Annotated in this window: 22 protein-coding genes and 3 pseudogenes; 7 read left to right on the top strand and 18 right to left on the bottom strand. The window is 68.5% G+C overall.

Going from position 1 to position 21,674, the window contains the following annotated elements:
• A pseudogene (locus tag BN11_RS23340) lies at positions 1 to 283 on the top strand (A/G-specific adenine glycosylase); the annotation flags it as partial.
• A 114-nt stretch (positions 284 to 397) separates the two neighbouring features.
• A complete protein-coding gene (locus BN11_RS01680; protein ID WP_048693629.1) occupies positions 398 to 1,897 on the top strand; it encodes an LCP family protein in 1,500 nt (499 codons plus the stop codon).
• Here BN11_RS01680 and BN11_RS24575 read toward each other — a convergent pair whose 3' ends face one another.
• The 3 genes and pseudogenes from BN11_RS24575 to BN11_RS24570 form a co-directional block, all read right to left on the bottom strand.
• The gene (locus tag BN11_RS24575) at positions 1,898 to 2,191 is read right to left on the bottom strand and encodes an ERCC4 domain-containing protein (RefSeq protein ID WP_053083965.1); all 294 of its coding nucleotides are present in this window, start codon (positions 2,189 to 2,191) and stop codon (positions 1,898 to 1,900) included. It abuts the gene before it with no gap.
• 53 nt (positions 2,192 to 2,244) lie between these two features.
• Positions 2,245 to 2,295, bottom strand: a pseudogene (locus tag BN11_RS25745) (hypothetical protein); the annotation flags it as partial.
• Between the two features lie 66 nt (positions 2,296 to 2,361).
• Positions 2,362 to 2,769: a hypothetical protein gene (locus BN11_RS24570; RefSeq protein WP_201329193.1), complete on the bottom strand. Its 408-nt coding sequence runs from the start codon at positions 2,767 to 2,769 to the stop codon at positions 2,362 to 2,364.
• A gap of 148 nt (positions 2,770 to 2,917) precedes the next feature.
• Between BN11_RS24570 and BN11_RS01670 the strand changes: the two genes are divergently transcribed.
• Entirely contained in the window at positions 2,918 to 3,868 is a 951-nt protein-coding gene (locus tag BN11_RS01670) for a hypothetical protein (RefSeq protein WP_048693627.1), read from the top strand.
• Positions 3,869 to 4,004: 136 nt separating this feature from the next.
• Here the strand turns inward: BN11_RS01670 and BN11_RS01665 are convergent, their stop codons facing one another.
• Positions 4,005 to 6,515, bottom strand: a complete 2,511-nt coding sequence (locus tag BN11_RS01665) for an ATP-dependent Clp protease ATP-binding subunit (RefSeq protein ID WP_048693625.1) — start codon at positions 6,513 to 6,515, stop codon at positions 4,005 to 4,007.
• Between the two features lie 328 nt (positions 6,516 to 6,843).
• Between BN11_RS01665 and BN11_RS25985 the strand changes: the two are divergent.
• From BN11_RS25985 to BN11_RS01650, 3 genes and pseudogenes are all read left to right on the top strand, one after another.
• Positions 6,844 to 6,948: pseudogene (locus BN11_RS25985) on the top strand (PadR family transcriptional regulator); the annotation flags it as partial.
• A gap of 254 nt (positions 6,949 to 7,202) precedes the next feature.
• Positions 7,203 to 7,760 carry an FtsX-like permease family protein gene (locus BN11_RS24945; protein WP_235435324.1) on the top strand — a complete coding sequence of 186 codons (558 nt, stop codon included), beginning with the start codon at positions 7,203 to 7,205 and terminating at the stop codon, positions 7,758 to 7,760.
• Between the two features lie 107 nt (positions 7,761 to 7,867).
• Complete coding sequence (locus BN11_RS01650; RefSeq protein ID WP_048693621.1) at positions 7,868 to 8,485, top strand: TetR/AcrR family transcriptional regulator; 618 nt, start codon at positions 7,868 to 7,870, stop codon at positions 8,483 to 8,485.
• Here the strand turns inward: BN11_RS01650 and BN11_RS01645 are convergent.
• The 3 genes from BN11_RS01645 to ku are packed head-to-tail and all read right to left on the bottom strand — an operon-like array spanning position 8,482 to position 11,148.
• Positions 8,482 to 9,345, bottom strand: a complete 864-nt coding sequence (locus BN11_RS01645) for an LLM class flavin-dependent oxidoreductase (protein ID WP_048693618.1) — start codon at positions 9,343 to 9,345, stop codon at positions 8,482 to 8,484. The two genes, BN11_RS01650 and BN11_RS01645, sit on opposite strands and share 4 nt — an antisense overlap.
• A 33-nt stretch (positions 9,346 to 9,378) precedes the next feature.
• Positions 9,379 to 10,281, bottom strand: a complete 903-nt coding sequence (locus BN11_RS01640; protein ID WP_048693616.1) for an Fpg/Nei family DNA glycosylase — start codon at positions 10,279 to 10,281, stop codon at positions 9,379 to 9,381.
• Positions 10,282 to 11,148 carry a non-homologous end joining protein Ku gene (gene ku / locus BN11_RS01635; protein ID WP_048693611.1) on the bottom strand — a complete coding sequence of 289 codons (867 nt, stop codon included), beginning with the start codon at positions 11,146 to 11,148 and terminating at the stop codon, positions 10,282 to 10,284.
• 61 nt (positions 11,149 to 11,209) lie between these two features.
• On the opposite strand from ku, the gene ligD reads away from it, so the two are divergent.
• Positions 11,210 to 12,106: a non-homologous end-joining DNA ligase gene (ligD, locus tag BN11_RS01630; protein WP_048693608.1), complete on the top strand. Its 897-nt coding sequence runs from the start codon at positions 11,210 to 11,212 to the stop codon at positions 12,104 to 12,106.
• A gap of 10 nt (positions 12,107 to 12,116) precedes the next feature.
• On the opposite strand, the gene BN11_RS01625 is transcribed toward ligD, so the two are convergent.
• From BN11_RS01625 to BN11_RS01575, 11 genes are all read right to left on the bottom strand, one after another.
• Positions 12,117 to 12,437, bottom strand: a complete 321-nt coding sequence (locus BN11_RS01625) for a histone-like nucleoid-structuring protein Lsr2 (RefSeq protein ID WP_048693605.1) — start codon at positions 12,435 to 12,437, stop codon at positions 12,117 to 12,119.
• A gap of 146 nt (positions 12,438 to 12,583) precedes the next feature.
• Positions 12,584 to 12,799, bottom strand: coding sequence for a hypothetical protein (locus tag BN11_RS01620; protein ID WP_048693602.1), 216 nt, complete (start codon positions 12,797 to 12,799; stop codon positions 12,584 to 12,586).
• The gene (gene lysS, locus BN11_RS01615) at positions 12,799 to 14,253 is read right to left on the bottom strand and encodes a lysine--tRNA ligase (protein WP_083433942.1); all 1,455 of its coding nucleotides are present in this window, start codon (positions 14,251 to 14,253) and stop codon (positions 12,799 to 12,801) included. Before lysS ends, BN11_RS01620 begins: the two co-directional genes overlap by 1 nt.
• Before the next feature lie 123 nt (positions 14,254 to 14,376).
• Positions 14,377 to 15,120 carry an AAA family ATPase gene (locus tag BN11_RS01610; RefSeq protein WP_048693597.1) on the bottom strand — a complete coding sequence of 248 codons (744 nt, stop codon included), beginning with the start codon at positions 15,118 to 15,120 and terminating at the stop codon, positions 14,377 to 14,379.
• A 36-nt stretch (positions 15,121 to 15,156) separates the two neighbouring features.
• Positions 15,157 to 16,251, bottom strand: coding sequence for a ScyD/ScyE family protein (locus BN11_RS01605; RefSeq protein WP_048693594.1), 1,095 nt, complete (start codon positions 16,249 to 16,251; stop codon positions 15,157 to 15,159).
• A gap of 191 nt (positions 16,252 to 16,442) precedes the next feature.
• On the bottom strand, positions 16,443 to 17,333 hold the full coding sequence (nadC, locus tag BN11_RS01600) for a carboxylating nicotinate-nucleotide diphosphorylase (RefSeq protein ID WP_048693593.1): 891 nt from the start codon (positions 17,331 to 17,333) through the stop codon (positions 16,443 to 16,445).
• Positions 17,330 to 19,018 carry an L-aspartate oxidase gene (locus BN11_RS01595; RefSeq protein ID WP_048693590.1) on the bottom strand — a complete coding sequence of 563 codons (1,689 nt, stop codon included), beginning with the start codon at positions 19,016 to 19,018 and terminating at the stop codon, positions 17,330 to 17,332. The genes nadC and BN11_RS01595 overlap by 4 nt, the downstream gene beginning before the upstream one ends.
• Entirely contained in the window at positions 19,011 to 19,436 is a 426-nt protein-coding gene (gene panD, locus BN11_RS01590) for an aspartate 1-decarboxylase (RefSeq protein ID WP_048693588.1), read from the bottom strand. The genes BN11_RS01595 and panD overlap by 8 nt, the downstream gene beginning before the upstream one ends.
• 4 nt (positions 19,437 to 19,440) lie before the next feature.
• Positions 19,441 to 20,382 (bottom strand): pantoate--beta-alanine ligase, encoded by a 942-nt coding sequence (gene panC, locus BN11_RS01585; protein ID WP_048693586.1) that lies wholly within the window; start codon positions 20,380 to 20,382, stop codon positions 19,441 to 19,443.
• Positions 20,379 to 21,290, bottom strand: coding sequence for a Rossmann-like and DUF2520 domain-containing protein (locus BN11_RS01580; RefSeq protein ID WP_235435323.1), 912 nt, complete (start codon positions 21,288 to 21,290; stop codon positions 20,379 to 20,381). The genes panC and BN11_RS01580 overlap by 4 nt, the downstream gene beginning before the upstream one ends.
• A gap of 37 nt (positions 21,291 to 21,327) precedes the next feature.
• Positions 21,328 to 21,674, bottom strand: a 347-nt coding sequence (locus tag BN11_RS01575; protein ID WP_162213138.1) for a hypothetical protein, incomplete at its 5' end; no start/stop codon positions are given.

Here is a 21,674-nt window from a genome sequence, read left to right as displayed (position 1 = left end):
CCCGCGCTGCTCCGACTGCCCCGTCGCCGCGCTGTGCGCATGGCACCAGGCCGGCAACCCGGCATACGACGGACCGGCCCGCGGCGGTCAGGGTTACGAGGGCACGGACCGGCAGCTGCGCGGCCGGATCCTGGCGCTGCTGCGCGCGGCCGACCACCCGCTCGAGCCGGCCCTGATCGAGGCGTTGGACCCCGACCCGGAACGCGTGCGGCGACTCGTGGGAGCGCTGGCCCGAGAGGGGTTACTCGAGCACAGCCGATCCGGCTACCATCTCCCGCGGTGACCTGCAGAGGTTCACCTCTACGTCGTCTCCCCGTCAACCGGATGCCGGTCTGGGGCGTCTGACCTATGACGGCCGCAGACGGCGGCCGTCCACCCACGTCCCGAGGGGGCCCGCTTGCCGGCGACACCGAGCCGCCCCGCACCGACCCGGCCGGCGGGCGCGCTGCGGCATACCGCGGGCCTGACCATCCTCGGCACCCTGATCCCCGGCGCCGGCCTGCTGCGCACCCGAGCGCGCAACCTGGGGCGGCTCCTGCTCCTGATCGCCGGGCTCGTGCTGGCCGCCTTGGTCTACAAGGTGCTGCGCGACGGCGTCGTCGGGTCCGCGCTGCAGGTCGGCGTGTCCCGGCAGACCATGCTCGTGCTCATCTGTGCGGTCCTGCTCGGAGCGCTCGTGTGGATGGGGTCGATCGTCTTGACCTCGATCCTTGCGCGCCCGCGCGGCATGACGCGCGACGAACGGCTCGCCAGCTCGATCGTCGCCTTCTTGTGCTGCCTCGCGGTGGCGGGACCGACGGCGTATGCGGTGCGCACCCTCGGGGTGCAGCGCTCGCTCGTCGCCGAGGTCTTCGGCAGCGAGGACGGCAGCCCCGGGGCCGGCGGCACCGGCACGCCCGACCCGGGCGCGGACAACCCGTGGGCCGACATCCCCCGGGTCAACGTGCTGCTTCTCGGCTCCGACGCCGGCACCGACCGGGTCGGGGTGCGCACCGACTCGATGATGGTCGCCAGCATCAACACCCGCACCGGCGATACGGTCCTGATCGGCGTCCCCCGCAACCTGGAGAATGCGCCGATCCCCAAGAGCAACCCGCTCTCGACGCTCTATCCCGACGGCTACAACTGCGGCGACGAATGCCTCCTCAACGGCATCTGGACCCTCGCCGGCGACCACGCCGACCTCTTCCCCGGCGAGACGAACCCGGGCCTGCGCACCATTCGCGAGGTGATCGGCGAGATCCTCGGCCTGAAGATCGACAACACCGCCGTCATCGACCTGGCCGGATTCGCCGACCTGGTCAACGCGATGGGCGGGGTCGACATCAACGTCAAGGAGCGGGTCTGCATCGGCTGCAAGGCCCTCTCCGACGGCACCGTCGTCGGGACGACGGGCTGGATCGAGACCGGTCCGCAGCATCTCGACGGCTACCACGCCCTGTGGTACGCCCGTTCGCGCGCGACCACCGACGACTTCTCCCGGATGCGCCGGCAACGCTGCGTCATGGGCGCCCTGATCAAACAGGTCAGCCCGAGCACGATGCTCCTGCGCTATCCGGCACTCGCCGAAGTCCTCAAGACCCACGTGAGTGTCGACATCCCCCAATCGCAGCTGCAGGCCTGGGTGCCTCTCATCGAGCTGGTGCAGGGCAAGGGCACGCTGCGCAGTCTCCCGCTGACCAACAAGCTCGTCGACGTGGGCAACCCCGATTACCCCGCGATCCGCGAGCTCATCGCCGACGCGACCTCGGACAACCCCGTCACCTCCTCGACCACGGCGTCCAGCACCACGTCGCCGGGGTCCGCCGAGCCCACCGGAGATCCCACCACCTCGACCGGCACCGAGACGACCACCGAGCCGGCCGACGGCCTCAGCGACATCTCCACCACGTGCTGATCACGTGCGCTGGATCGTCACCGTCCGGTGCTGGACAATGCTGACGAGCTCGACACCGGATCCGCCGCCCTGGCGGGCCTCCCGGCTCCGGCTTTCGTCGGCGGCAGCACCGAGGAAGCGATAGGTCCACTCCTGTGCCAGCGCCCGGTTCTCGGCGAAAACGATTGGCACGGTGGCAAATTGCACCTGCAGTTCGGCGAGCATGTCGGCCACCATGGCCGGGCGGATGTGCGTGAGTTTGAAGATCGACGAGTAGCGATCCTCGACGACGACGGCGGCATGCGGGAGCGACACCAGTTCGACAACAGACCCCGCAGCGTGCCGCTGCTGAGGCTGCCCGCGAGGTCGTCGAGCGTCTTGCGTTCGACGGCGGCGACGATGTGCCCGTTGACCTCGATGGCGTAGTCGCCCAGCGGCAGTGCCCGCTTCGTGGTCGTGGCCTGCTGGTGGGTGAACTTCCAGGACTAGCGCTCGCGGGTGTCGACGATGATCGCGATATCGACGATTCCGGCCGCCCTGCTCGTCGGCAACGACACGTTGGCCGTGGCGTCTTCGAAGTCCTCGGTGACTGCCAGAAGATCATCTCGGCCCCGGGCCCGCGTGATCACGAACTGCGAGCGGCTCTCCCGGGCGCGAGCGACGACGATGTCGATCGCCGCACCCCGGGGCACACATGAGGTCAGGGGCAACTCCTCCAAGACCTCCGCATCGTCCGGCCACGGCGCTCCGTGCCGGTGGCAATACACTTTCGCCGTCCGTGGCCACGTCTCCCGCGCCCGCAGCACGATCCCGTCCCCGAGCGGGATACGAAGCAGATAGGGCAACGTCGAGTCCGGCTCGGGGTTCCGCGCGATCAGCAGCGTCCCCGCCACCACCCCAGCATACGGACCCGTGAGCACCCGCCCCCGCCCCGGCCCCTCCGTCGAGTGAACACCGATAACGCCTCGAGTGAACAAGTTGTCCACAGGAGGGGCGATTTGCGGTGGCCGGATTCTGTGATGACGCGCAGCATTCGGGGGCATGAGCGACCTTGAGATAACCGACTCGCCCCTGACCAAGCCCGGCTTTTCGCCCCCGCCACCGGATGATCTGGGCATCCTTCAACAGATCGCGGCGTCGATCAGCATGCCTTTCGCCTTCTCCCACTGCACGGCCGCGCGCATTCTGGGCTGGCCCGTGCCCTGGGTGGCGCAGGTGAGCGGGGACGTTCATGTCATGACGAGGACTCCGGATGGGCAGATCCGGACCACGGGCTTCGTCGGGCACCGGGGTTTGGAGAGCCGTGATGTCAGCATCCTCCACGATCTGCCCGTCGTCGCGCCGGCGCACACCTGGGTCGACTTGGGTGAGTTGGTGGGTCCCGGTCTGCCGTATTTTTTCGAGGACATCATCGGATCAGGCGACCAGGCGCTCAATCGCGGCTGCACAAAGGCGGAGTTGCGCGCCCTCGTCGAATCGCGAAACCGGCCGCGCGGTAAGCGCACTCTCTTGCCCGCCTTGGTGTGGATGCGGAAGGGGTCTGAGTCGATGTTGGAGACCCAGTGGCGGCTGTGCTGTCAGCGCGCCCGCCTGCCGCAGGCGGACCTCAACCGGAACCGCTATGCCCCTGGAGGACGGTTCCTCTTCCGGCCGGACCTGTCGTGGCTGGCCAAGCGCATTGCGCTCGAGTGTCAGGGGGTGGAGTTCCACGACACTCCCGAAGCAGCGGCCGCAGACGGGGAGCGTATGCGTCGTGGCTCCGCCGACCGGTGGACCTTTCACGAGGTCAGGTCACAACAGCTCTGGGACAAGTCCGCCCGTGATACCGCCCTGATGGAACTCGCCGATGGTTTGGAGTTCCCCGCGAGGCGCCTCGATCTCGTCGGCGCCGAGCCGATGCCCTATTCCCCGGAGGCCGCCGAGACCCTTCGAGAGAACCTCCGGCGGCGGAACCGCCTCAGCTGCCAAGGGCTGTGGCGTCCCACTCGATGAAGTTTCCGTGTTCACTCGACGTGATTTCGGTGTTCACTCGACGAGGGGAGGGCGGGAGGACGGGCAGACAGCAGTATGCCGCGCCCCCCGGGTGGGGGCGCGGCATACGGTTCGCTGGGCGGTTGTGCGGCGCCGGTTACTCGGCGTCGGCGATCACCAAGGGGATCTCGATCGCCTGGGCGTGGGGGGTGCCGGCGAAGGAGAAGGTCGCCGACTTGCCCTCGCCGTCGGCGTCGACCGCGACGATCTCGCCGGCCTTCAACTCGCCGTAGAGGATCTTCTCGGACAGCACGTCCTCGATCTCGCGCTGGATGGTCCGGCGCAGCGGGCGGGCACCGAGGACCGGGTCGTAGCCCTTCTTGGCCAGCAGGTTCTTGGCCGCGGGCGTGAGCTCGATGCCCATGTCCTTGTCCTTGAGCCGCTTGTCGAGCTTGGCGATCTCGAGGTCGACGATCTGGACGATCTCCTCCTGCGTCAACTGCGGGAAGACGACGATCTCGTCGACACGGTTCAAGAACTCCGGACGGAAGTGGTTCTTCAGCTCGTCCTGGACCTTGTTCTTCATCCGCTCGTAGTCGCTGCGCGAGTCCGGCCCGGCGGAGAAGCCGAGCGAGACGCCCTTGGCGATGTCACGGGTGCCGAGGTTGGTCGTCATGATGATGACGGTGTTCTTGAAGTCGACCATCCGGCCCTGCGAGTCGGTCAGGCGGCCGTCCTCGAGGACCTGCAACAGCGAGTTGAAGATCTCGGGGTGGGCCTTCTCGACCTCGTCGAAGAGGACGACGGAGAACGGCCGGCGGCGCACCTTCTCGGTGAGCTGGCCGCCCTCTTCGTAGCCGACATAGCCGGGCGGGGAGCCGAAGAGCCGCGAGACGGTGTGCTTCTCGGAGAACTCCGACATGTCAAGCTGGATGAGCGCGTCCTCGTCACCGAAGAGGAACTCGGCGAGCGCCTTGGCGAGCTCGGTCTTGCCGACACCCGTGGGCCCGGCGAAGATGAACGAGCCGCCGGGGCGGCGCGGGTCCTTCAGCCCGGCACGCGTGCGCCGGATGGCCTGCGAGAGCGCCTTGATGGCCTCGTTCATGCCGACGATCCGCTTGTGCAGTTCGCCTTCCATGTTGAGCAGCCGTGAGGACTCCTCCTCGGTCAGCTTGAAGACCGGGATGCCGGTCGACGCAGCGAGCACCTCGGCGATCAGTTCCTCGTCGACCTCGGCGACGACGTCGAGGTCGCCGGCCTTCCACTCCGACTCGCGGTGGGCCTTCTCGGAGAGCAACTTCTTCTCGTCGTCGCGCAGGCGGGCGGCCTTCTCGAAGTCCTGCCCGTCGATGGCCGATTCCTTCTCGCGGCGCACCGAGGCGATCTTCTCGTCGAACTCGCGCAGGTCCGGCGGTGCGGTCATCCGGCGGATGCGCAAGCGTGCCCCGGCCTCGTCGATCAGGTCGATGGCCTTGTCCGGCAGGAACCGGTCGTTGACATAGCGATCGGCGAGCGTCGCGGCGGACACCAGCGCGGAGTCGGTGATCGTCACCCGGTGGTGCGCCTCGTAGCGGTCGCGCAAGCCCTTAAGGATCTCGATGGCATGCGCCAGCGTCGGCTCGGCCACCTGGATCGGTTGGAAGCGGCGCTCCAGCGCCGAGTCCTTCTCGATGTACTTGCGGTACTCGTCCAGCGTGGTCGCGCCGATCGTCTGCAACTCGCCGCGGGCGAGCATGGGCTTGAGGATCGAGGCGGCGTCGATGGCACCCTCGGCGGCACCGGCCCCGACGAGCGTGTGGATCTCGTCGATGAACAGGATGATGTCGCCGCGGGTGCGGATCTCCTTGAGGACCTTCTTCAGCCGCTCCTCGAAGTCGCCGCGGTAGCGCGAGCCGGCCACGAGCGAGCCGAGGTCGAGGGTGTAGAGCTGCTTGTCCTTGAGCGTCTCGGGCACGTCGCCGCGCACGATGTCCTGGGCCAGTCCCTCGACGACGGCGGTCTTGCCGACGCCGGGCTCGCCGATCAGCACCGGGTTGTTCTTGGTGCGCCGCGAGAGCACCTGCATGACGCGCTCGATCTCCTTCTCGCGCCCGATGACCGGGTCGAGCTTGGATTCGCGCGCCGCCTGGGTGAGGTTGCGGCCGAACTGATCGAGCACGAGGGAGCCGGCCGGCGTGCCCTCCTGCTGCTGACTGGCGGGGCCCACCCCGGCGGCCTGGGACTCCTTGCCCTGGTAGCCGCTGATGAGCTGGATGACCTGCTGGCGCACCTTGTTCAGGTCGGCACCGAGCTTGACGAGGACCTGCGCCGCGACGCCCTCCCCCTCGCGGATCAGCCCGAGCAGGATGTGCTCGGTGCCGATGTAGTTGTGGCCCAGCTGGAGGGCTTCGCGCAGGCTCAGCTCGAGAACCTTCTTCGCGCGCGGGGTGAAGGGGATGTGCCCGGACGGTGCCTGCTGGCCCGTGCCGATGATCTCCTGCACCTGCTCGCGGACGTTCTCCAGCTCGATGCCCAGGCTCTCCAGGGCCTTGCTGGCCACCCCGTCGCCCTCGTGAATGAGGCCGAGCAGGATGTGCTCCGTGCCGATGTAGTTGTGGTTGAGCATGCGCGCTTCTTCCTGCGCGAGCACCACGACGCGTCGGGCCCGGTCGGTGAACCGTTCGAACATAAATGCACTCCCTGCTGATCGAGTCAGCTTGATGGTATCCGCGCACCCTGGGCAACAGGCAGTCGTTTCGGGTACGCAACTGAAGATGACAACTGCGTAGCCGGGCCGTCTTGTTCCACCGGTCCGCATGCCGGTCGCTCGCGTTCGCTCTCAGCGCACACGCGGCGCGCCGATGATCCCTCGGCGTACACACTCGATGCATAGTCGCTCGCATGTCGACGGCGAACACCCTCCTGGCCCTGTTGGAGCCGGAGGCGCAGCACGGCTACACGCTCAAGCAGCGGTATGACGCGTATTTCGCCCTGCGTCGTCCCCTCGCCTTCGGGCGGTGTATGCCACGTTGGGTCGCCTCGAGCGGGACGGGCTCGCCGAGCTCGCCGAGGTCGAGCCGGGCGCCGGGCCGGAGCGGCGCCTCTATCGGATCACCGCCGACGGGGTCACCCGGGTCGATGAGTGGGTGCTGACGCCCCAGCCGCCACAGGAGTATGCCGCCAGCTCCCTCCACGCACGGGTCACCATCGCTTTGTTGTCGGGCCGGGACGCCGACCGGGTGCTCGCCGACCAACGGGCGCTACACCTGGTGCGGATGCGCGAGCTGCTGCAGCAGCGCCGCTCCGCGACCGGCCGCGAAGGCCGGCAACGACTCGCCGTCCACGACCTCACTCGGCCCCGTTGCAGGAGGTCAGTGTGCTGCTGCCTCCGGACCTGCCGGGCCTGGCCCCGGTTCTCGAGGACGCCGCGTGGCACGCCGGAGTTCGAGCGGGCCCGGGACGTGAGTTGGTCGACCAGCTCGACGCCGCCGGCTTCACGGGTCTGACCTGGCCCGACCTCGCGACCTACGACTTCGTCGCCGGTCTTCGGACCATCGTCTGGACGCTCGCCGCGGTCATTCTCGGGATCGGGTTGTTGACCTTCGCGATCGCCGCGATCGACCGAGCGCTCGCCCGCCGGCGCGAGGTGGTGGCCCTGCAGGTCATCGGCTCCTCGCCGGGCATCCTGCGACGGGCCCAGTGGCTCGAAGCCGCCCTCCCGACGGTGCTCGGCTGCCTCCTGGCGATCGCCTGCGTACTTCTGGCGGGCGCGACCTATCTCGACCTGGTCGGCGACGAGACACCCGCTCCGGTGCCCGTTCGCCAGACCGCGACCCTCGCCGGCATCGCGGTCGCGTGCTCCCTGGCCATCGCCGGGCTGACCGTCGTCGCCACGAACTCGCGTATCGCCCCCGACCAGATCCGCGCGGAGTAACCCCGGCGCTAGCGTCAGAAAGTGTGGTGACCGCCACAGTCGGGCTCCGGTTCTTGGCAGCTGTCTTAGCAGGACGGACAGGGGTTTCCGCCGGTAAACTCGCTGGTATGACCGCCGCATCGGGGACTGCGCGGCCACGTGATCGCAAGTCTGCCGAGCGCCGTGATCAGCTGGCTGAGTCCGCACTCAAGACTCTCGGCGAACTGGGTTATGCCCGCACGAGCCTGCGTGACATCGCGGCCAACTCCGACTTCAGTCACGGCGTCGTCCACTACTACTTCACCGACAAGACCGAGCTGATCACCTACTGCGTGCGCTATTACAAGGCCCAGTGTGTGACCCGGTATGACGAGGTGATCGCCACGTCGACGACCGCGGCCGAACTGGCGGAGCGGTTCGCCGACAAGCTGTGCGAGACGCTGGTCGACGACGGGCCGATGCATCGTCTCTGGTATGACCTGCGCACCCAGGCGATGTTCGAGGATGTGCTGCGGCCCGACGTGTTGATGATCGACGCCACCTTGGAGGACATGATCTGGCGGGTGCTGACGCGCTATGCCGAGCTGTCCGACGGCGAGCTGATCGTCGACTCACCGACCGCCTACGCGATGCTGGACGGCGTGTTCGAGCGCTCCCTGCTGCGCCACCTCTCGGGCGACGACGAGGCCCTCACCGTGCTGCGCACCAGCGCGATCGAACTGCTCCCCCACTTCCTGCGCGACTAGAACGCCGCCGCCGCGCGCGGAGGGCCGACGGCCACGCGCCGGGCGACCTCGGCGACGCCTTCGGCTCCCTCGGGAATGTCCCACCAGGACTCCACCCACCACGTGGCTCCGGCGCGTTCCCACGGTTCGGTGTCGCCATGCACGCCGCCGAAGTCGCCGTGCGAATCACCCTCCACCACGACGTCATAGCCCTCCCAGGGCAAGCCGGCCTGCTCGCGGAGCATCTTGAGTCGCTCGACGATCTCGCCGAAGGAATCCGGCGTCAGACCGGAGTTGCCGTCCTGTCCCGCCGCGACGGAGGGAAAGATCCCCTGCCACCGCGCCGCTCGCTCCAAGGACGGCTGCCGGGTGCGTCCGGGCACCAGCGCGCCCACGCACCAGACGGGCGGGTGGGGCCGCTGAGCGGGCGGCGGTGGCGCCAGCTCGGTGACCGGCCGCACCGACCAATGCCGCCCGTCATACGAAAAAGACTCTCCCCCAAGCAAACCCGCATAGATGTCCAGGCACTCGTCGAGCTTCTCGGCGCGCTGCTTGCGTGGCTCGTCGGGCTCGAAAGCCAGCCAGTTCTGGTTCAGCGCCCCCAGCCCGACACCGAGCGTGACACGCCCACCGGACAGCCGGTCGACACTCGCCACCCGCTGCGTCAGATCCCACGGCCGATAGCGCGACGCCGGAGTGATGAGCGTGCCGAGCCGGATGCGCTCCGTGCGCATCGCGGCGGCGGCGAGGGTCGCCCACGCGTCACAGCGATACACCGCCTCCCACGTGAAGACCATGTCCCACCCATGCTGCTCCCCCAGCACGGCCAGTTCGACGAACTCGGGCTCGTCGGCATACGGGACGACGAAGGCGTAACGCATGCTCGCGAAACTACCGGGTGCGCCCGACAGCCCTCAATGCCGTCGCTGACAGCGGCCGCACCAGAACAGGTTGCGCCCGGCGAGGACGCGCGTGCGCACCCGGGATCCGCACACCCGGCACGGCAGTCCGTCGCGTTTGTAGACGTAGTACTCCCGCTCGAAGGGGGAGGCGTCGCCGCCGCGCACGACGTCGCCGCGTTCGCCCGGCATCACCCCGCCCCAGCTCGGGTCGTATGCCGCGGGGTCGCGCCCGTCGAGCAGTTCCCGGGCCTCGGCCAGCTGTTCGTCGAGGGTGATGATCTGCCCGAAGGCCACACCGTACGGCAGCAGCGCGACCAGGTCCTCCCACATGGCCAGCCAGGACTTCGGCTTCAGTTTGTTGCCGGGCACGAAGGGGTCGATGCGGTGCCGGAAGAGCACCTCCGCCCGATAGACGTTGCCGACGCCGGCAATGATCGATTGGTCCATCAGGCACTCCGCGACCGGACGCGACGTGCGCGCCAGCCGGGCCAGCGAGCGTTCCGGGTCGTTGCCGGGCGTCCCGACCCGGAGCGGGTCCGGCCCGAGCCGGGCGATGGTCTCCTCGACCTGCTCCGGCCCGACGAGCTGCACGAGCGTGGCCCCGCGCAGATCGGCATATGTCTGCTCACCGACCATCCGCACGCGGACGGCACCGACGGGCGGGGGCGGGCCACCGGCATACGGCAGCACGTCGAAGGACCCGATCAGGCCCAGGTGGACATTGAGCACGGGCGCGTCGGCGAAACGCACGAAGAGGTGCTTGCCGAACGCCTCCGCGGCCTCCACAGCGTGCCCGGTCAGCAGTGCCGCGCCGTCGGCGAACCGGCCCTGCGGGCTGGTGACGACGGCCGGGCGGCCGGCGAAGGCATGGTCGAGGGCACCGGCGAGCCGGTGCAACGTATGACCTTCCGGCACTCAGCCGGCCTTCTTCTTGCCGGCGGCCTTGGTCGTGGTCTTGCTGGCCGCCTTCTTGGCCGCCGGCTGCTCCTCCACCGGAGCCTCGCCGCGGGCCGCCTTGGCCTTCTCGACCGACTTGGCGAGCGCCGCGAGCAGGTCGACGACCTCGCCGCTCTCCTCCGCGGGCTTGGGGATGTCCTGGATCTCGCCGCCCTCGACCTTGGCCTTGACGAGGGCGTCCAGGGCGATCGCGTAGTCGTCCTCGTATTCGCTCGCGTCGTAGTCGCCGGCCAGTTGTTCGACGAGCAGGTGGGCCATGGCCAGTTCCTTCTCACTGGCCTCCTGCTCGTCGCCGAGCGAGGCGAAGTCGGGGTTGCGGACCTCGTCCGGCCACAGCATCGTCTGCATGACGATGACGCCGTCCTTGACCCGCAGAACGGCCATCGTCATGCGGGTGCGGATCGAGACGGTGACCACTGCCATGCGCTTCTCGCTCTCGAGCGCATCGCGCAGCAGCACATAGGGTTTCGCCGAGGCCTTGTCAGGCTCGAGGTAGTAGCACTTGTCGAGCAGCATCGGGTCGATCTGGTCGGCGGGGACGAACTTCTCGACGGCGATCTCCTTGGAGCTGCGCGTCGGCAGGTCGGCGAAGTCCTCGTCGGTGAGGATGACCATGTCGCCGTCCTCGGTCTCGTAGCCCTTGGCGATGTCGTCGTAGGCGACCTCCTCACCGTCGATGGAGCAGATCCGCTTGTACTTGATCCGCCCACCGTCGGTGCGGTGCACCTGCCGGAACTGCACGTCGTGGTTCTCGGTCGCGGCATACAGCCGGACCGGCACGTTGACCAGGCCGAAGGAAACCGCGCCCTTCCAGATCGCTCGCATGCCGTCAAGTCTGGCAGAACTGCCGGCGCAAGCCGTCGGGCCGAGGCTGTTGAATGAACCCATGGTGGCCGGCGATCCCGACGTGACTCGCGTCGAGGTGGCCGGCCGCGCCTTGAAGCTGTCGAGCCTGGACAAGATCATGTATCCGGCCACCGAGACGACCAAAGGCGAGATCCTCAACTATTACGTCCAGGTCGCTCCGGTGATGTTGCCGCACCTTGGTCGACGCGCGCTGACGCGGGTGCGGTGGCCGCACGGGGTGGGGGGGCAGAACTTCTTCGAGAAGAACCTGCCGTCGGGGGCGCCGAGTTGGCTGGATCGGGCGACGATCGACACGATCACCTACCCCGTGGTTCATGATTTGGCCGGCCTGACCTATTTGGTCAACCTCAACTCACTGGAGTTCCACGTCCCGCAATGGCGGGTTTCCGGTGGTGGAGGCCGGTTGAATCCGGACCGGCTGGTCATCGATCTCGATCCTGGCAAGCCCGCCGGCTTGATCGAGTGTTGTGTCGTCGCGCTACACGTGCGCGAAAGGCTCGGCGAGCTCGGGATGGAACTATTCCCGGTGTCCTCGGGGAGCAAGGGAATGCAACTGTATGCCGCGCTCGGCGGCGACTTGACCTCTGACGAGGTGCGCAACCTGGTCTCGCACCTGGCGCAAGAACTCACCCAGCGATTCCCTGACCTCATCGTGTGGAAGATGACCAAAGCGTTGCGGCCGGGCAAGGTCCTTTTGGACTGGAGCCAGAATGTGGCGGCGAAAACGACCATCGCGCCCTACTCGTTACGGGGGACCGAAGCCCCCTTCGTCGCCATGCCGCGCACGTGGGCTGAGGTCGAGGCCGCCGCTGACGGACAGAGCGTCATCGAACAAGTCCTGTTCGATGACGCTCTGGCGACGGTGGCCCGCTACGGCGATCGGTTGGCTCCGTTGCTCCGCAGAGTGGCCGGTTGACGAAACCAGGTCAGCCGTGGGCCTTCTGATAGGCCTCCTGGACGACGGCGGAGATGCGACCGCGGTCACTGACCTGGTGCCCGTTCTCCCGCGCCCATTCGCGAACCTTGGCCAAATCCGCCTTGCCCACGGCGCGCGTGCCGGCGGCCTTGCGGCCACCGGTGCGGCGGGCGTGGCCGATCCAGCGGGCCAGGTCGTCGCGGAGTTTGCCCGCATTGCCTTCACTGAGGTCGATCTCGTAGGTCACGCCGTCGAGACCGAAGGACACCGTTTCGCTGGCTTCCGTCTGGTCAACGTCGTCGATGAGCATAACCTGGACGCGTTGCGCCATTTCATTCTCCTAGGCATTGAACGTGTGATACCCAATCGGGGCAGCACCCAGCCTACACACTTAATGCGGGGTGCGCACACGGCTGCCAGGTTTCGGTGCATATTTCAACAGCCGGCGCCCGGGTTCGCCCCGCGGGCGTGAAATTGCTAAACCGAAGAAGTCCCGTCACCGCGGGTTGTCCGGCCGGCGTCCGCGGCCGGTGACGCCTGACCGGTATCCCGTTCTCGCTCCTTGTCGATGCGGGCCAGGGCGATCCGCTCATTGCGGTCACCCTCGAGGAGATTGCGAATGATGATGTAGAACAGATAACCGACACCGATCGACGGCAGCAGCGCCGCAGCATACAGTCCCAAGCGGTCCATCAGTGCGCCTCCGGCTTCAGATGGGGGAAGAGAATGGTCTCGCGGATGTTGGCGCCGGTAAAGAGCATGACCATCCGGTCGATACCCAGCCCCAGGCCACCCATCGGTGGCGCGCCGTATTCGAGGGCCCGCAGGAAGTCCTCGTCGAGTTGCATCGCTTCGGGGTCGCCGCCGGCAGCACGCAACGACTGGTCGGTCAGGACCGCACGCTGGATGACCGGATCGACGAGTTCGGAGAAGCCGGTCCCGCGTTCGACGCCGGCGATGATCAGGTCCCAGGCCTCGATGTGGCCGGCGCGGCTGCGGTGCGGCCGCGCGAGCGGCTGGGCGATGGCGGGGTAGTCGCAGAGGAAGGTCGGCTGCACCAGGTGCGGCTCGACGAGTTCGGAGAGCAGTTCGAGGAACAGCTTGTCCTTCTCGAGGCCGGGGTCGTGGTCGACGTCGAACTTCACGGCCCATTCGCGCAGCTTCTCGACGGGGGTGTCGATGGTCACCGTCTCGCGGACCGCGTCCGACACGGCGTCGTACACCGGCAGCCAGTGCCACTCCCCGTCGAGGTCGACCGTGCCCGCGGGCGTGTCGATCTGCCGTGAGCCGAGGGCATCGGCAACGCCGAGGTAGAGGTCCTTCATGACCTGCCCGATCGTGGTCTGGTCGCCCCAGGCCTGATAGACCTCGAGCATGGTGAACTCCGGCGAATGGGTCGCGTCGACACCTTCGTTGCGGAAGATCCGCCCCATCTCGTAGACGCGGTCCACCCCACCGACCACGGCCTTCTTGAGGTTGAGTTCCAGCGCGATGCGCAGCACCATCTCCTGATCGAAGGCGTTCATGTGGGTCGTGAACGGGCGAGCGGCCGCGCCCCCGTGGACGAGCTGGATGATGGGGGTCTCGACCTCGACGAAGCCCTGGCCGTCGAGGACCTCCCGGATCGCCTTGAGGGTCGTCGCCTTGGTCCGGACCATGTCGCGGGCTTCCTGGCGCACGATCAGGTCGGCGTAGCGCTGCCGCACCCGGGTCTCCTCGGCGAGGTCCTTGTGCAGGACCGGGAGGGGCCGCAGGGCCTTGCTCGCCATCTCCCAACGCTTGGCGAGCACCGACAGCTCACCTCGCTTGGAGGAGATGACCCGGCCCTCGACGAAGACATAGTCCCCGAGATCGACATCGGCCTTCCAGGCAGCGAGCGCCTCCTCGCCCACCTCCGCGAGGCTGAGCATGACCTGGAGGCGGGTGCCGATGCCCTCCTGCAGCGTGGCGAAGGCGAGCTTGCCGGTGTTGCGGATGAAAACCACGCGCCCGGCAACGCCGACGACGTCCTCGGTCTCCTCGCCGGTCTCCAGCTGACCCCATTGGTCGCGGACCTGCTGCAGGGAGTGGGTGCGCGGCACGTGCACCGCGAACGGTGCGCGGCCTTCGGCCAGCAGCCGATCCCGCTTGGCGCGCCGGATCCGCATCTGCTCGGACAGTTCGGCCTCGGGCACGGTGGGATCGTCGGTCACGACGCACAAGCTTACGTGGGCCGGCGCGGCGGCCCCACCGGGTTTCGGCGCAGCGCAGCGCGAAGACGTTGGTGTGGGCTAGTCCACCACGTGACGCAGGTAGCGGCGCGGCTCCTTGAGGAAGCTGGTGTAGTTGATCACCGACTCCAGCTCGGCCCACGCGCTCGGCCGTAGGCCGTTCTCGTCCAATTGCAGAATGTGCGCGCCGGGGATGCTGGCCAGCACCGGGGAGTGGGTGGCGATGAGCACTTGCGACCCGGGATCGCTCGTCAGGGCCTTGAGGGTGCCGACGAGGGCGAGTTGCGCGGAGAAGCTCAGGCCGGCTTCGGGTTCGTCCATGACGAAGAAGCCGTCGCCGCGGAAGCGGCGCGTGCCGAGCATCGCCAGGAAGGACTCGCCGTGGCTGAGAGCGTGGAACTCGGGATCGACGGGGCCGGGGTTGTTGTGCAGATAGGTGAAGAGTCCGTGGGTGGTCTCGGCCCGGAGGAAGTAGCCCCACTTGCTCGCCCCGGCGCCCCGCTCGAGGGTCAGCCAGTCATGCAGAGGCGATTCACTGGCATACGTCTTGTGCATCGCACCGGTCGAGCCGCCCTCTCCGGGAAGGCCGTAGGCCATCGCAATGGCCTCGATCAGTGTGGACTTGCCGCTGCCGTTCTCGCCGACGAGGATCGTCAGCTTCCCCAGGTCCAATCCCCGGTCCAGGACCTGCCGAACCGCCGGGATGCTGGCCGGCCAGGTGTCCCGGACCGGCTCGGCGTCGCTCGCCATCCGCACCCGCCGCACGGGCAACGGGTGGAGGACGTCGGGCTGGCCGCGCGGCATACCGCAAACCGTATGCCGCGCGACCGACAGCCCGGCTCAGCCGCCGAGCGGCACCTTGCTCACGCCGCCCAGCCCCGCACAGAGCCCGCACGTCGTGACATAGGCGTCGGTGCCCCGCACGGCCACCGAATAGGGGGCGGTGAGACCGGACGCGACGACCCGGTGGTTGCCGTCCCGTCGCACTTCGACGAGGGAACCCATCGGCAACTCGCCCTCGGGAACGGCGAGCAGGCCATCGTCGGCAAACTGCACGGCATACAGCCGCCCACGAGACCAGGTCAGGCCGGTGACATTGGTCAAGCCGCTGGCGTAGATCGTCGCCCGCTGGCCGGGGACGACCCGGTAGATCCGCGCGGCCTTCGCCGGGAACGGGAAGCCCGTCAGTTCGGAGACGTAGAAGGCGCCGTCTGGACCGACCGCCACCGCGGTGGGCACGGACTGCATCGGGATCTGGCCACCGCCGAACGGCACCAGCCGGGACGGCAGGACCGCGAGCAGCGACATCTTGCCCCGGGGCGTCACGCGGACGACCGCGTTCGCCCCCGCGTCGGTGACCACGGCGGTCCGGCCGCTGAGGGCCAAGCCCCCCGGGTTGCTGTCCGGCCCGGCACCGTCGAAGTCCTTCACACCCTCCCAGGCGGCGATATCGCCGATCGTCGTGGCCCTCGACCCGAAACTGCCGCGCACGGTGGTGCCCAGCAGCCGGCCCATGCCCGGCAGGTCGTTGCGCGCCGACGGCATGGCACCGAGGCCATAGCTGAGGGTGTAGGTGGATCCGCTGACCGCGATGCCCGCAGGTCCGGATGCGCTGAAGCCGCCGGGACCGGCAAGGGAGGGCAGGCCGCTCAGGACACGGGTCTGTTTGCCGCCGGCGATCTTGGTGACGGCACCGGTGCGGCCGTAGCACGCCTCACCCTCAGCGCCGGTGATGCACGGTCCGGAACCTCCGACGCCGGCCTCCGCGACATAGAGGGCGCCATCGCTGCCCACCGAGATCATCCGCGGGTTGTTCAGTCCGGAGGCGACGACGGTCGTCCCCCTATCCTGCGGCGCCTCCGCGTGGGCACCGACTTGCGTCCCGGCGACGCCGAGAGCGAGCCCGAAAATGGTTGTGGCGATTCGTCGTTTCACTTACTACCCCTCCGATCAGAATGTGACCCTGGTCACTCTGCCGGTGTCGCTCGGGAAAGGCAAGTCCTCAAAATCCTGGCAGCAGCCGATGGCTCCGGCCCGGTGGCCGGGCTAGGCCACCCCACAACCTGTCCTCGCTCCTTCGTCGCTCCGGTGCTTCGCGGGGACCCCGTCCCGCCGGTGGCTTTTCGCTACACGTCCTGGCCCTCCGCCAGGTCGAGCGCGATGTCGAGGATGGCGGCCGAATGGGTCAGCGCTCCCACGCTGAGGTAGTCGACACCGGTCGCGGCATACTCGGCGGCGCGCTCCAGGGTCAAGCCACCGGTCGCCTCCACCTCGATCGTCTCTCCGGTCGCGCTCAACGCCTCGATGGTTTCGGCGAGCAACTCGGGCGACATGTTGTCGCACATGATGAACCGGGCGCCGGCGGCGACGGCCTCGAGCCCCTCCTCGACCGTGGTCACCTCGACCTGCACCGGCACGTCCGGGAAGCGTTCGCGAATGCGGTCGTAGGCGGCAGTGATGGAGCCGGCCGCCAGTTTGTGGTTGTCCTTGATCATCGCGACGTCGAAGAGCCCCAGGCGTTTGTTGGTGCCTCCGCCGGCGCGCACGGCGTATTTCTGCAGCGCGCGCATCCCGGGTGTCGTCTTGCGCGTGTCCAGGACGGTGGCGCCCGTGCCCTCGAGCGCGTCGGCCCAGTCCCGGGTGGCGGTCGCGACGCCGGAGATGCGGGAGAGGATGTTGAGGATGGTTCGTTCGGCCGTCAGGATGGTTGCCGTCGGCCCGGAAACGGTAGCGAGAACATCTCCGCGCGCCACCACAGTTCCTTCTGGGACAAGGATATTCACCTCGCACATTCCGCTGCCCGAGATCGTCGCGGTCTCGTCGACCACGAGTTGGGCGACCGGGAGCCCGGCGACCACACCGGGCGCGCGCGCGACGATCTCGCCGGTGGTGACGGCGTCCCGTGGAATGGTGGCTTCGGTCGTCACATCGACCCCGTCATCACCGCCGAGGTCTTCGACCAGGGCCGCGTGGACCACGCGCCGGGCATCGTCCATGGGGAACTCGAAGTCGCTCATCGGTGCGAATCCTCCTGCGGGACAAAGGTCATGGTGACCGATTCGGGCGTGTGCACATGGTGGAGGTGACCCAGCCAGTTGATGTCGTCACGCTCGGGGTAGTCGATCCGCTCGTGGCCCCCGCGGGTCTCCTGGCGTGCGTGGGCGGCCGCTGTCAGCACCAGGCCGAGATGCGCCAGGTTCGTCGTCTCCCAGGCCGCCGTGGTCGGCTGCGCCGGCGCGGTCGCGGCGAGCAGGTCGCTGATCGCGGCATACGTCTGCGCGGTCGACTCGGCGGAGCGGACGACTCCGGATCCAGCCGTCATCGCCCGCTGCACGTCCAGTCGGCATTCCTCCGGCAACAGACTCGTGTCGTCATCGGGAGCGTGGGGTTCGACCTGGGCCAGTTCACCGGACTGGATCCGGGCGGTGATGTCCTCCGCGATGCGGTGGGCGAAGACGAGTCCCTCGAGCAGCGAGTTGGACGCCAGCCGGTTGGCGCCGTGGACGCCGGTGCACGCCGTCTCGCCGCAGGCATACAGCCCGTCCAGGGTGGAGCGGCCGTCGAGGTCGGTCCAGACGCCACCGGAGGCATAGTGCTGGGCCGGCGCCACCGGGATCAGTTGGGTCGCGGGGTCGTAGCCGAGTTCGCGGCTCCGCGCGACGATCGAGGGAAAACGCTTCTCCAAGAAGTCTTTTCCGAGATGGCGGGCGTCGAGCCACACGTGTTCGGCCCCGGTCTCACGCATGCGGGCGACGATGGCACGCGCGACGACGTCGCGTGGCGCCAGATCGGCCTGCGGGTGCTGACCCTGCATGAATCGCGTCCCGGAGTCGTCGACGAGGAAGGCCCCCTCACCGCGCACCGCTTCGGAGATCAAGGGCTGCTGTCCCGTCGACCCCTCGCCGAGGAACATCACCGTCGGGTGGAACTGGACGAACTCCAGGTCGGCGAGCCGGGCGCCGGCGCGGAGGGCGGCGGCCATACCGTCTCCGGTGGCGACCGACGGATTCGTCGTCGACGCATAGATCTGGCCCAGGCCGCCCGTCGCGAGGACGACCGCCCTGGCGTGCGCGGCACCGATGCCGTCCTGCTCGCCTTCGCCGATGACGTGCAGGGTGGCGCCGCACACCCGGTCGGCACCGTCGGTGAGCACGTCGACCACCAGGGCGTGTTCGATGACCTCGATGCCGGGGTCGTTCTTGACCCGCTCCAGAGCCTCGATGAGTGCGCGCGAGATCTCCGCACCGGTCGCGTCTCCACCGGCATGTGCGATGCGGTCCCGGTGATGCCCGCCTTCGCGGGTGAGCAGGATGTCTCCGCCCGGTGCGCGGTCGAATTCCGCTCCGAGAGCGACGAGTTCGCGCACGCGCTCGGGTCCCTCGTTGACGAGCGCATGCACTGCCGCCTCGTCACACAGGTCCACGCCGGCAACGAGCGTGTCCTCGAGGTGTTCCTGCGGGGAGTCCTCCGGGTCGAGTGCCGCGGCGATTCCGCCCTGGGCCCAGGCGGTCGAGCCGGCGGACAGGACGGTCTTGGTGACCAGCAGAACGCGATCGACCTGCTCGCGCAGGCGCAGCGCGCAGGTGAGACCGGCGATGCCGGAACCGACGACGATGACGTCGGCTCGAGTCGTCCACCCGGGAGCGCCGGCGAGCAGATAGCGCGGTATGCGGACCGGTGGCAAGGTGGCGAGTTCAGGCATGGCGCCGCTTTGTCACGGCGGAGGTCTTGAGCCCGTATCCGTCGGGGACGTCGCCGCCGTCGTGGCCGACCTCGACGATCCGGTTGCGTTTGTCGACGAAGACGACCTGGGGTTTGAAGGTGCGCGCTTCCTCCTCGTCCATCAGGGCGTACGCGATGATGATCACGAGGTCTCCCGGCGAGATGAGCCGGGCGGCCGCGCCGTTGATGCAGACGATGCCGCTGCCGCGCTCCCCTTCGATCGCATAGGTCGTCAGCCGGTGCCCGTTGTCGACATCGACGACGTCGACCTGCTGGCCGGGCAACATGTGAGCGGCATCCATCAGGTCCCGATCGATCGTCAGCGACCCGACATAGTGCAGATCCGCCTGCGTCACCGTCGCGCGATGAATCTTGCAGTGCAACATATTGCGCAGCATCGTCCTACCTTGCTCCGCCCGCCGCCTCTGCGGGGCCCAAGTCGTCGGGATTGCTGAAAACCGACAGGGCGCCACCGCCGGGACCGACGAGCACCGGCATATTGTCGATCAGCCGCGTGGTGCCGACCTTGCCCGCGACCGCGAGCAATGCCTCCCCGCGATACCACTCCGGGACATCCTTCAACGTCGTCGGGTGGACGAGCACCAGGTAGTCGACGAGGACGAGCGGCTCGGCGACGAGCACGGCCCGGGCGGCACGCCGGATCGCCGACGGCCCTTCGGGGGCCGCGGCCGCGCCCGCCTTGAGCGCCTTCGACAGGCTCAGGGCGACCTCACGGTCGCTCTCGGTCAGGTAGGTGTTGCGGCTGGACATCGCGAGCCCGTCGTCCTCGCGGACGGTCGGGACGGAGATGACGCGGCCGGGGAAGTCGAGGTCGCGCACCATCCGCCGGATGAGGAGCAACTGCTGGGCATCCTTCTGTCCGAAGAAGAACGCGGTGCCGCCGGTCAGGTGCATCAGCTTCGCGACGACGGTGAGCATCCCGTCGAAGTGGCCGGGCCGCGACTGGCCCTCGAGCACGTCTCCCAGCGGTCCGGCGGAGACGCGAACGCCGGGGTCGCCGTCCTGATAGATGACGTCCGGCGTCGGCGCGAAGACGAGATCGGCACCCATCTCGGTGCAGATCTCCATGTCGGAGTCGAAGGTCCGCGGGTAGCGCGACAGGTCCTCCCGAGGCCCGAACTGCAGCGGGTTCAAGAAGATCGTGACGATGACGTGGTCGGCCTCGGCGCGCGCCTGCTTCACCAGGGTTGCGTGCCCGTCGTGCAGCGCGCCCATCGTCATGACGACGGCAATCTCCTTGCCGGTCAACGCTTTGCGCGCCTCTCGCAGCTCATCGCGGGTGCGCGCAACGGCGGGAGCGCGGCGCTCCGTTGTGGTGGTCACGGTGTCTCCTTCGGACGGTCGAGAGCCTCACGTATGCTGCGCGCCCCGGCCTCCGAGAGTCGCCGGCCACGCAGGGCGCGGGCGACGGTGGCCTCGGCAAGGACGCGATAAACCTCACGCACATCGTCGGTCTCGCGTTCGAGCACCTCGAGGTGCTCGGCAACGGTACCGGCATCGCCGCGGGCGACCGGCCCGGTGAGGGCCGAATCACCTTGGCGCAGGGCGTTGTCCAGCGCTGCCGACAACAGCGGGCGCAGGAGCCGGTCGGTGTCCTCGACCCCGGCGCCCTGGAGCACTTGCGCCGCCTGGGCGACAAGGGTGACGAGGTAGTTGGCGCTGTGCGCCAACCCGAGGTGATAGCGCACGCGGTCGAACTCGTCGATGACGAGCGGCTCGCCGCCCATCTCCACGACCAGCGCACACGCGGGCGCGATCAGTTCGGGAGGGGCGGTCACGCCGAAGCAGCAGTCGCGGAGCCGTTCGACGTCCATCGCCGTGCCGGTGAAACTCATCGCCGGATGGATCGCCATCCCGCCGACCCCCTGCGCGATCGCGGGAGCCAACGGCGCGAGGCCGCTGCGGCCGGAGGTATGCAGCGCAAGCTGACCCAGCCGCCATACCCCGGTCGTCGCCAAGCCCTGCACCAGCCCGGACAGGGTGTCATCGGGCACCGCCAGCAGCACCAGATCGCTTTCGTCGACGACCTCGTCGACGGTCCTGATCGGAGCATCCGGCAGCAACGCCGCGGCGCGAGCGCGGGAGGCCTCGCTGACGGCGCACGCCGAAACGACCAGGTGTCCGGCGTTCGCCAGGGCGGCACCGAGGACCGCACCGACCTTGCCCGCCCCCACGACGCCCACGCGCAGGCGTCCCGGCGGCAGCGGCGGAGTCGTCACTCGCTCAGTCAATCATCCTCGGTGTCCGCCGCGGCGGCAGCGCCCGGCCTCAGCACATCGAGGTGTCCTGCGGCGGGTAGTCCCCGGGCAGCGCCGAGGAGCCGTTCCACGTGTTGCCCTGCGCGGTCCAGTAGACCCGCAGGTTCTTGCTCAGCCAGATCTTCGGCATGGTGTTGCCGATCCACGTGCCGTCGATGCTCGCGCCGACACCGAGGGCCTTGGCCCGGTCGCCGACCGGGTTGGCGGTGACATTGCACCGGACCTTGACGAGGTTGGTGCTGCTCGCGAGCGATGGGGACACCAACGTCGCGTCCTTGAGCCGGAATCCCATGCCGTAGACCCGGTAGTTGGTCACCGTGTTGTACTCCCAGCGGTTGCCCCAGCCGGACATCTGGT

Source organism: Nostocoides australiense Ben110, assembly GCF_001050535.1.
Lineage (GTDB): Bacteria > Actinomycetota > Actinomycetes > Actinomycetales > Dermatophilaceae > Nostocoides_A > Nostocoides_A australiense.
Note: the sequence above shows the minus strand (reverse complement) of the source record. Positions and strands in the feature narration are given on the sequence as shown.

Bases quoted from the DNA above. Each gene is read 5' to 3' on its own strand.
- ku (WP_048693611.1), bottom strand. From the start codon at position 11,148: ATGCGAGCGATCTGGAAGGGCGCGGTTTCCTTCGGCCTGGTCAACGTG.
- nadC (WP_048693593.1), bottom strand. From the start codon at position 17,333: ATGAGCGACTTCGAGTTCCCCATGGACGATGCCCGGCGCGTGGTCCAC.
- BN11_RS01595 (WP_048693590.1), bottom strand. From the start codon at position 19,018: ATGCCTGAACTCGCCACCTTGCCACCGGTCCGCATACCGCGCTATCTG.
- BN11_RS01610 (WP_048693597.1), bottom strand. From the start codon at position 15,120: ATGCCGCGCGGCCAGCCCGACGTCCTCCACCCGTTGCCCGTGCGGCGG.
- ligD (WP_048693608.1), top strand. From the start codon at position 11,210: ATGGTGGCCGGCGATCCCGACGTGACTCGCGTCGAGGTGGCCGGCCGC.
- BN11_RS01625 (WP_048693605.1), bottom strand. From the start codon at position 12,437: ATGGCGCAACGCGTCCAGGTTATGCTCATCGACGACGTTGACCAGACG.
- BN11_RS01620 (WP_048693602.1), bottom strand. From the start codon at position 12,799: ATGGACCGCTTGGGACTGTATGCTGCGGCGCTGCTGCCGTCGATCGGT.
- BN11_RS01645 (WP_048693618.1), bottom strand. From the start codon at position 9,345: ATGCGTTACGCCTTCGTCGTCCCGTATGCCGACGAGCCCGAGTTCGTC.
- lysS (WP_083433942.1), bottom strand. From the start codon at position 14,253: ATGCGGATCCGGCGCGCCAAGCGGGATCGGCTGCTGGCCGAAGGCCGC.
- BN11_RS01670 (WP_048693627.1), top strand. From the start codon at position 2,918: ATGAGCGACCTTGAGATAACCGACTCGCCCCTGACCAAGCCCGGCTTT.
- BN11_RS01650 (WP_048693621.1), top strand. From the start codon at position 7,868: ATGACCGCCGCATCGGGGACTGCGCGGCCACGTGATCGCAAGTCTGCC.
- panD (WP_048693588.1), bottom strand. From the start codon at position 19,436: ATGCTGCGCAATATGTTGCACTGCAAGATTCATCGCGCGACGGTGACG.
- BN11_RS01665 (WP_048693625.1), bottom strand. From the start codon at position 6,515: ATGTTCGAACGGTTCACCGACCGGGCCCGACGCGTCGTGGTGCTCGCG.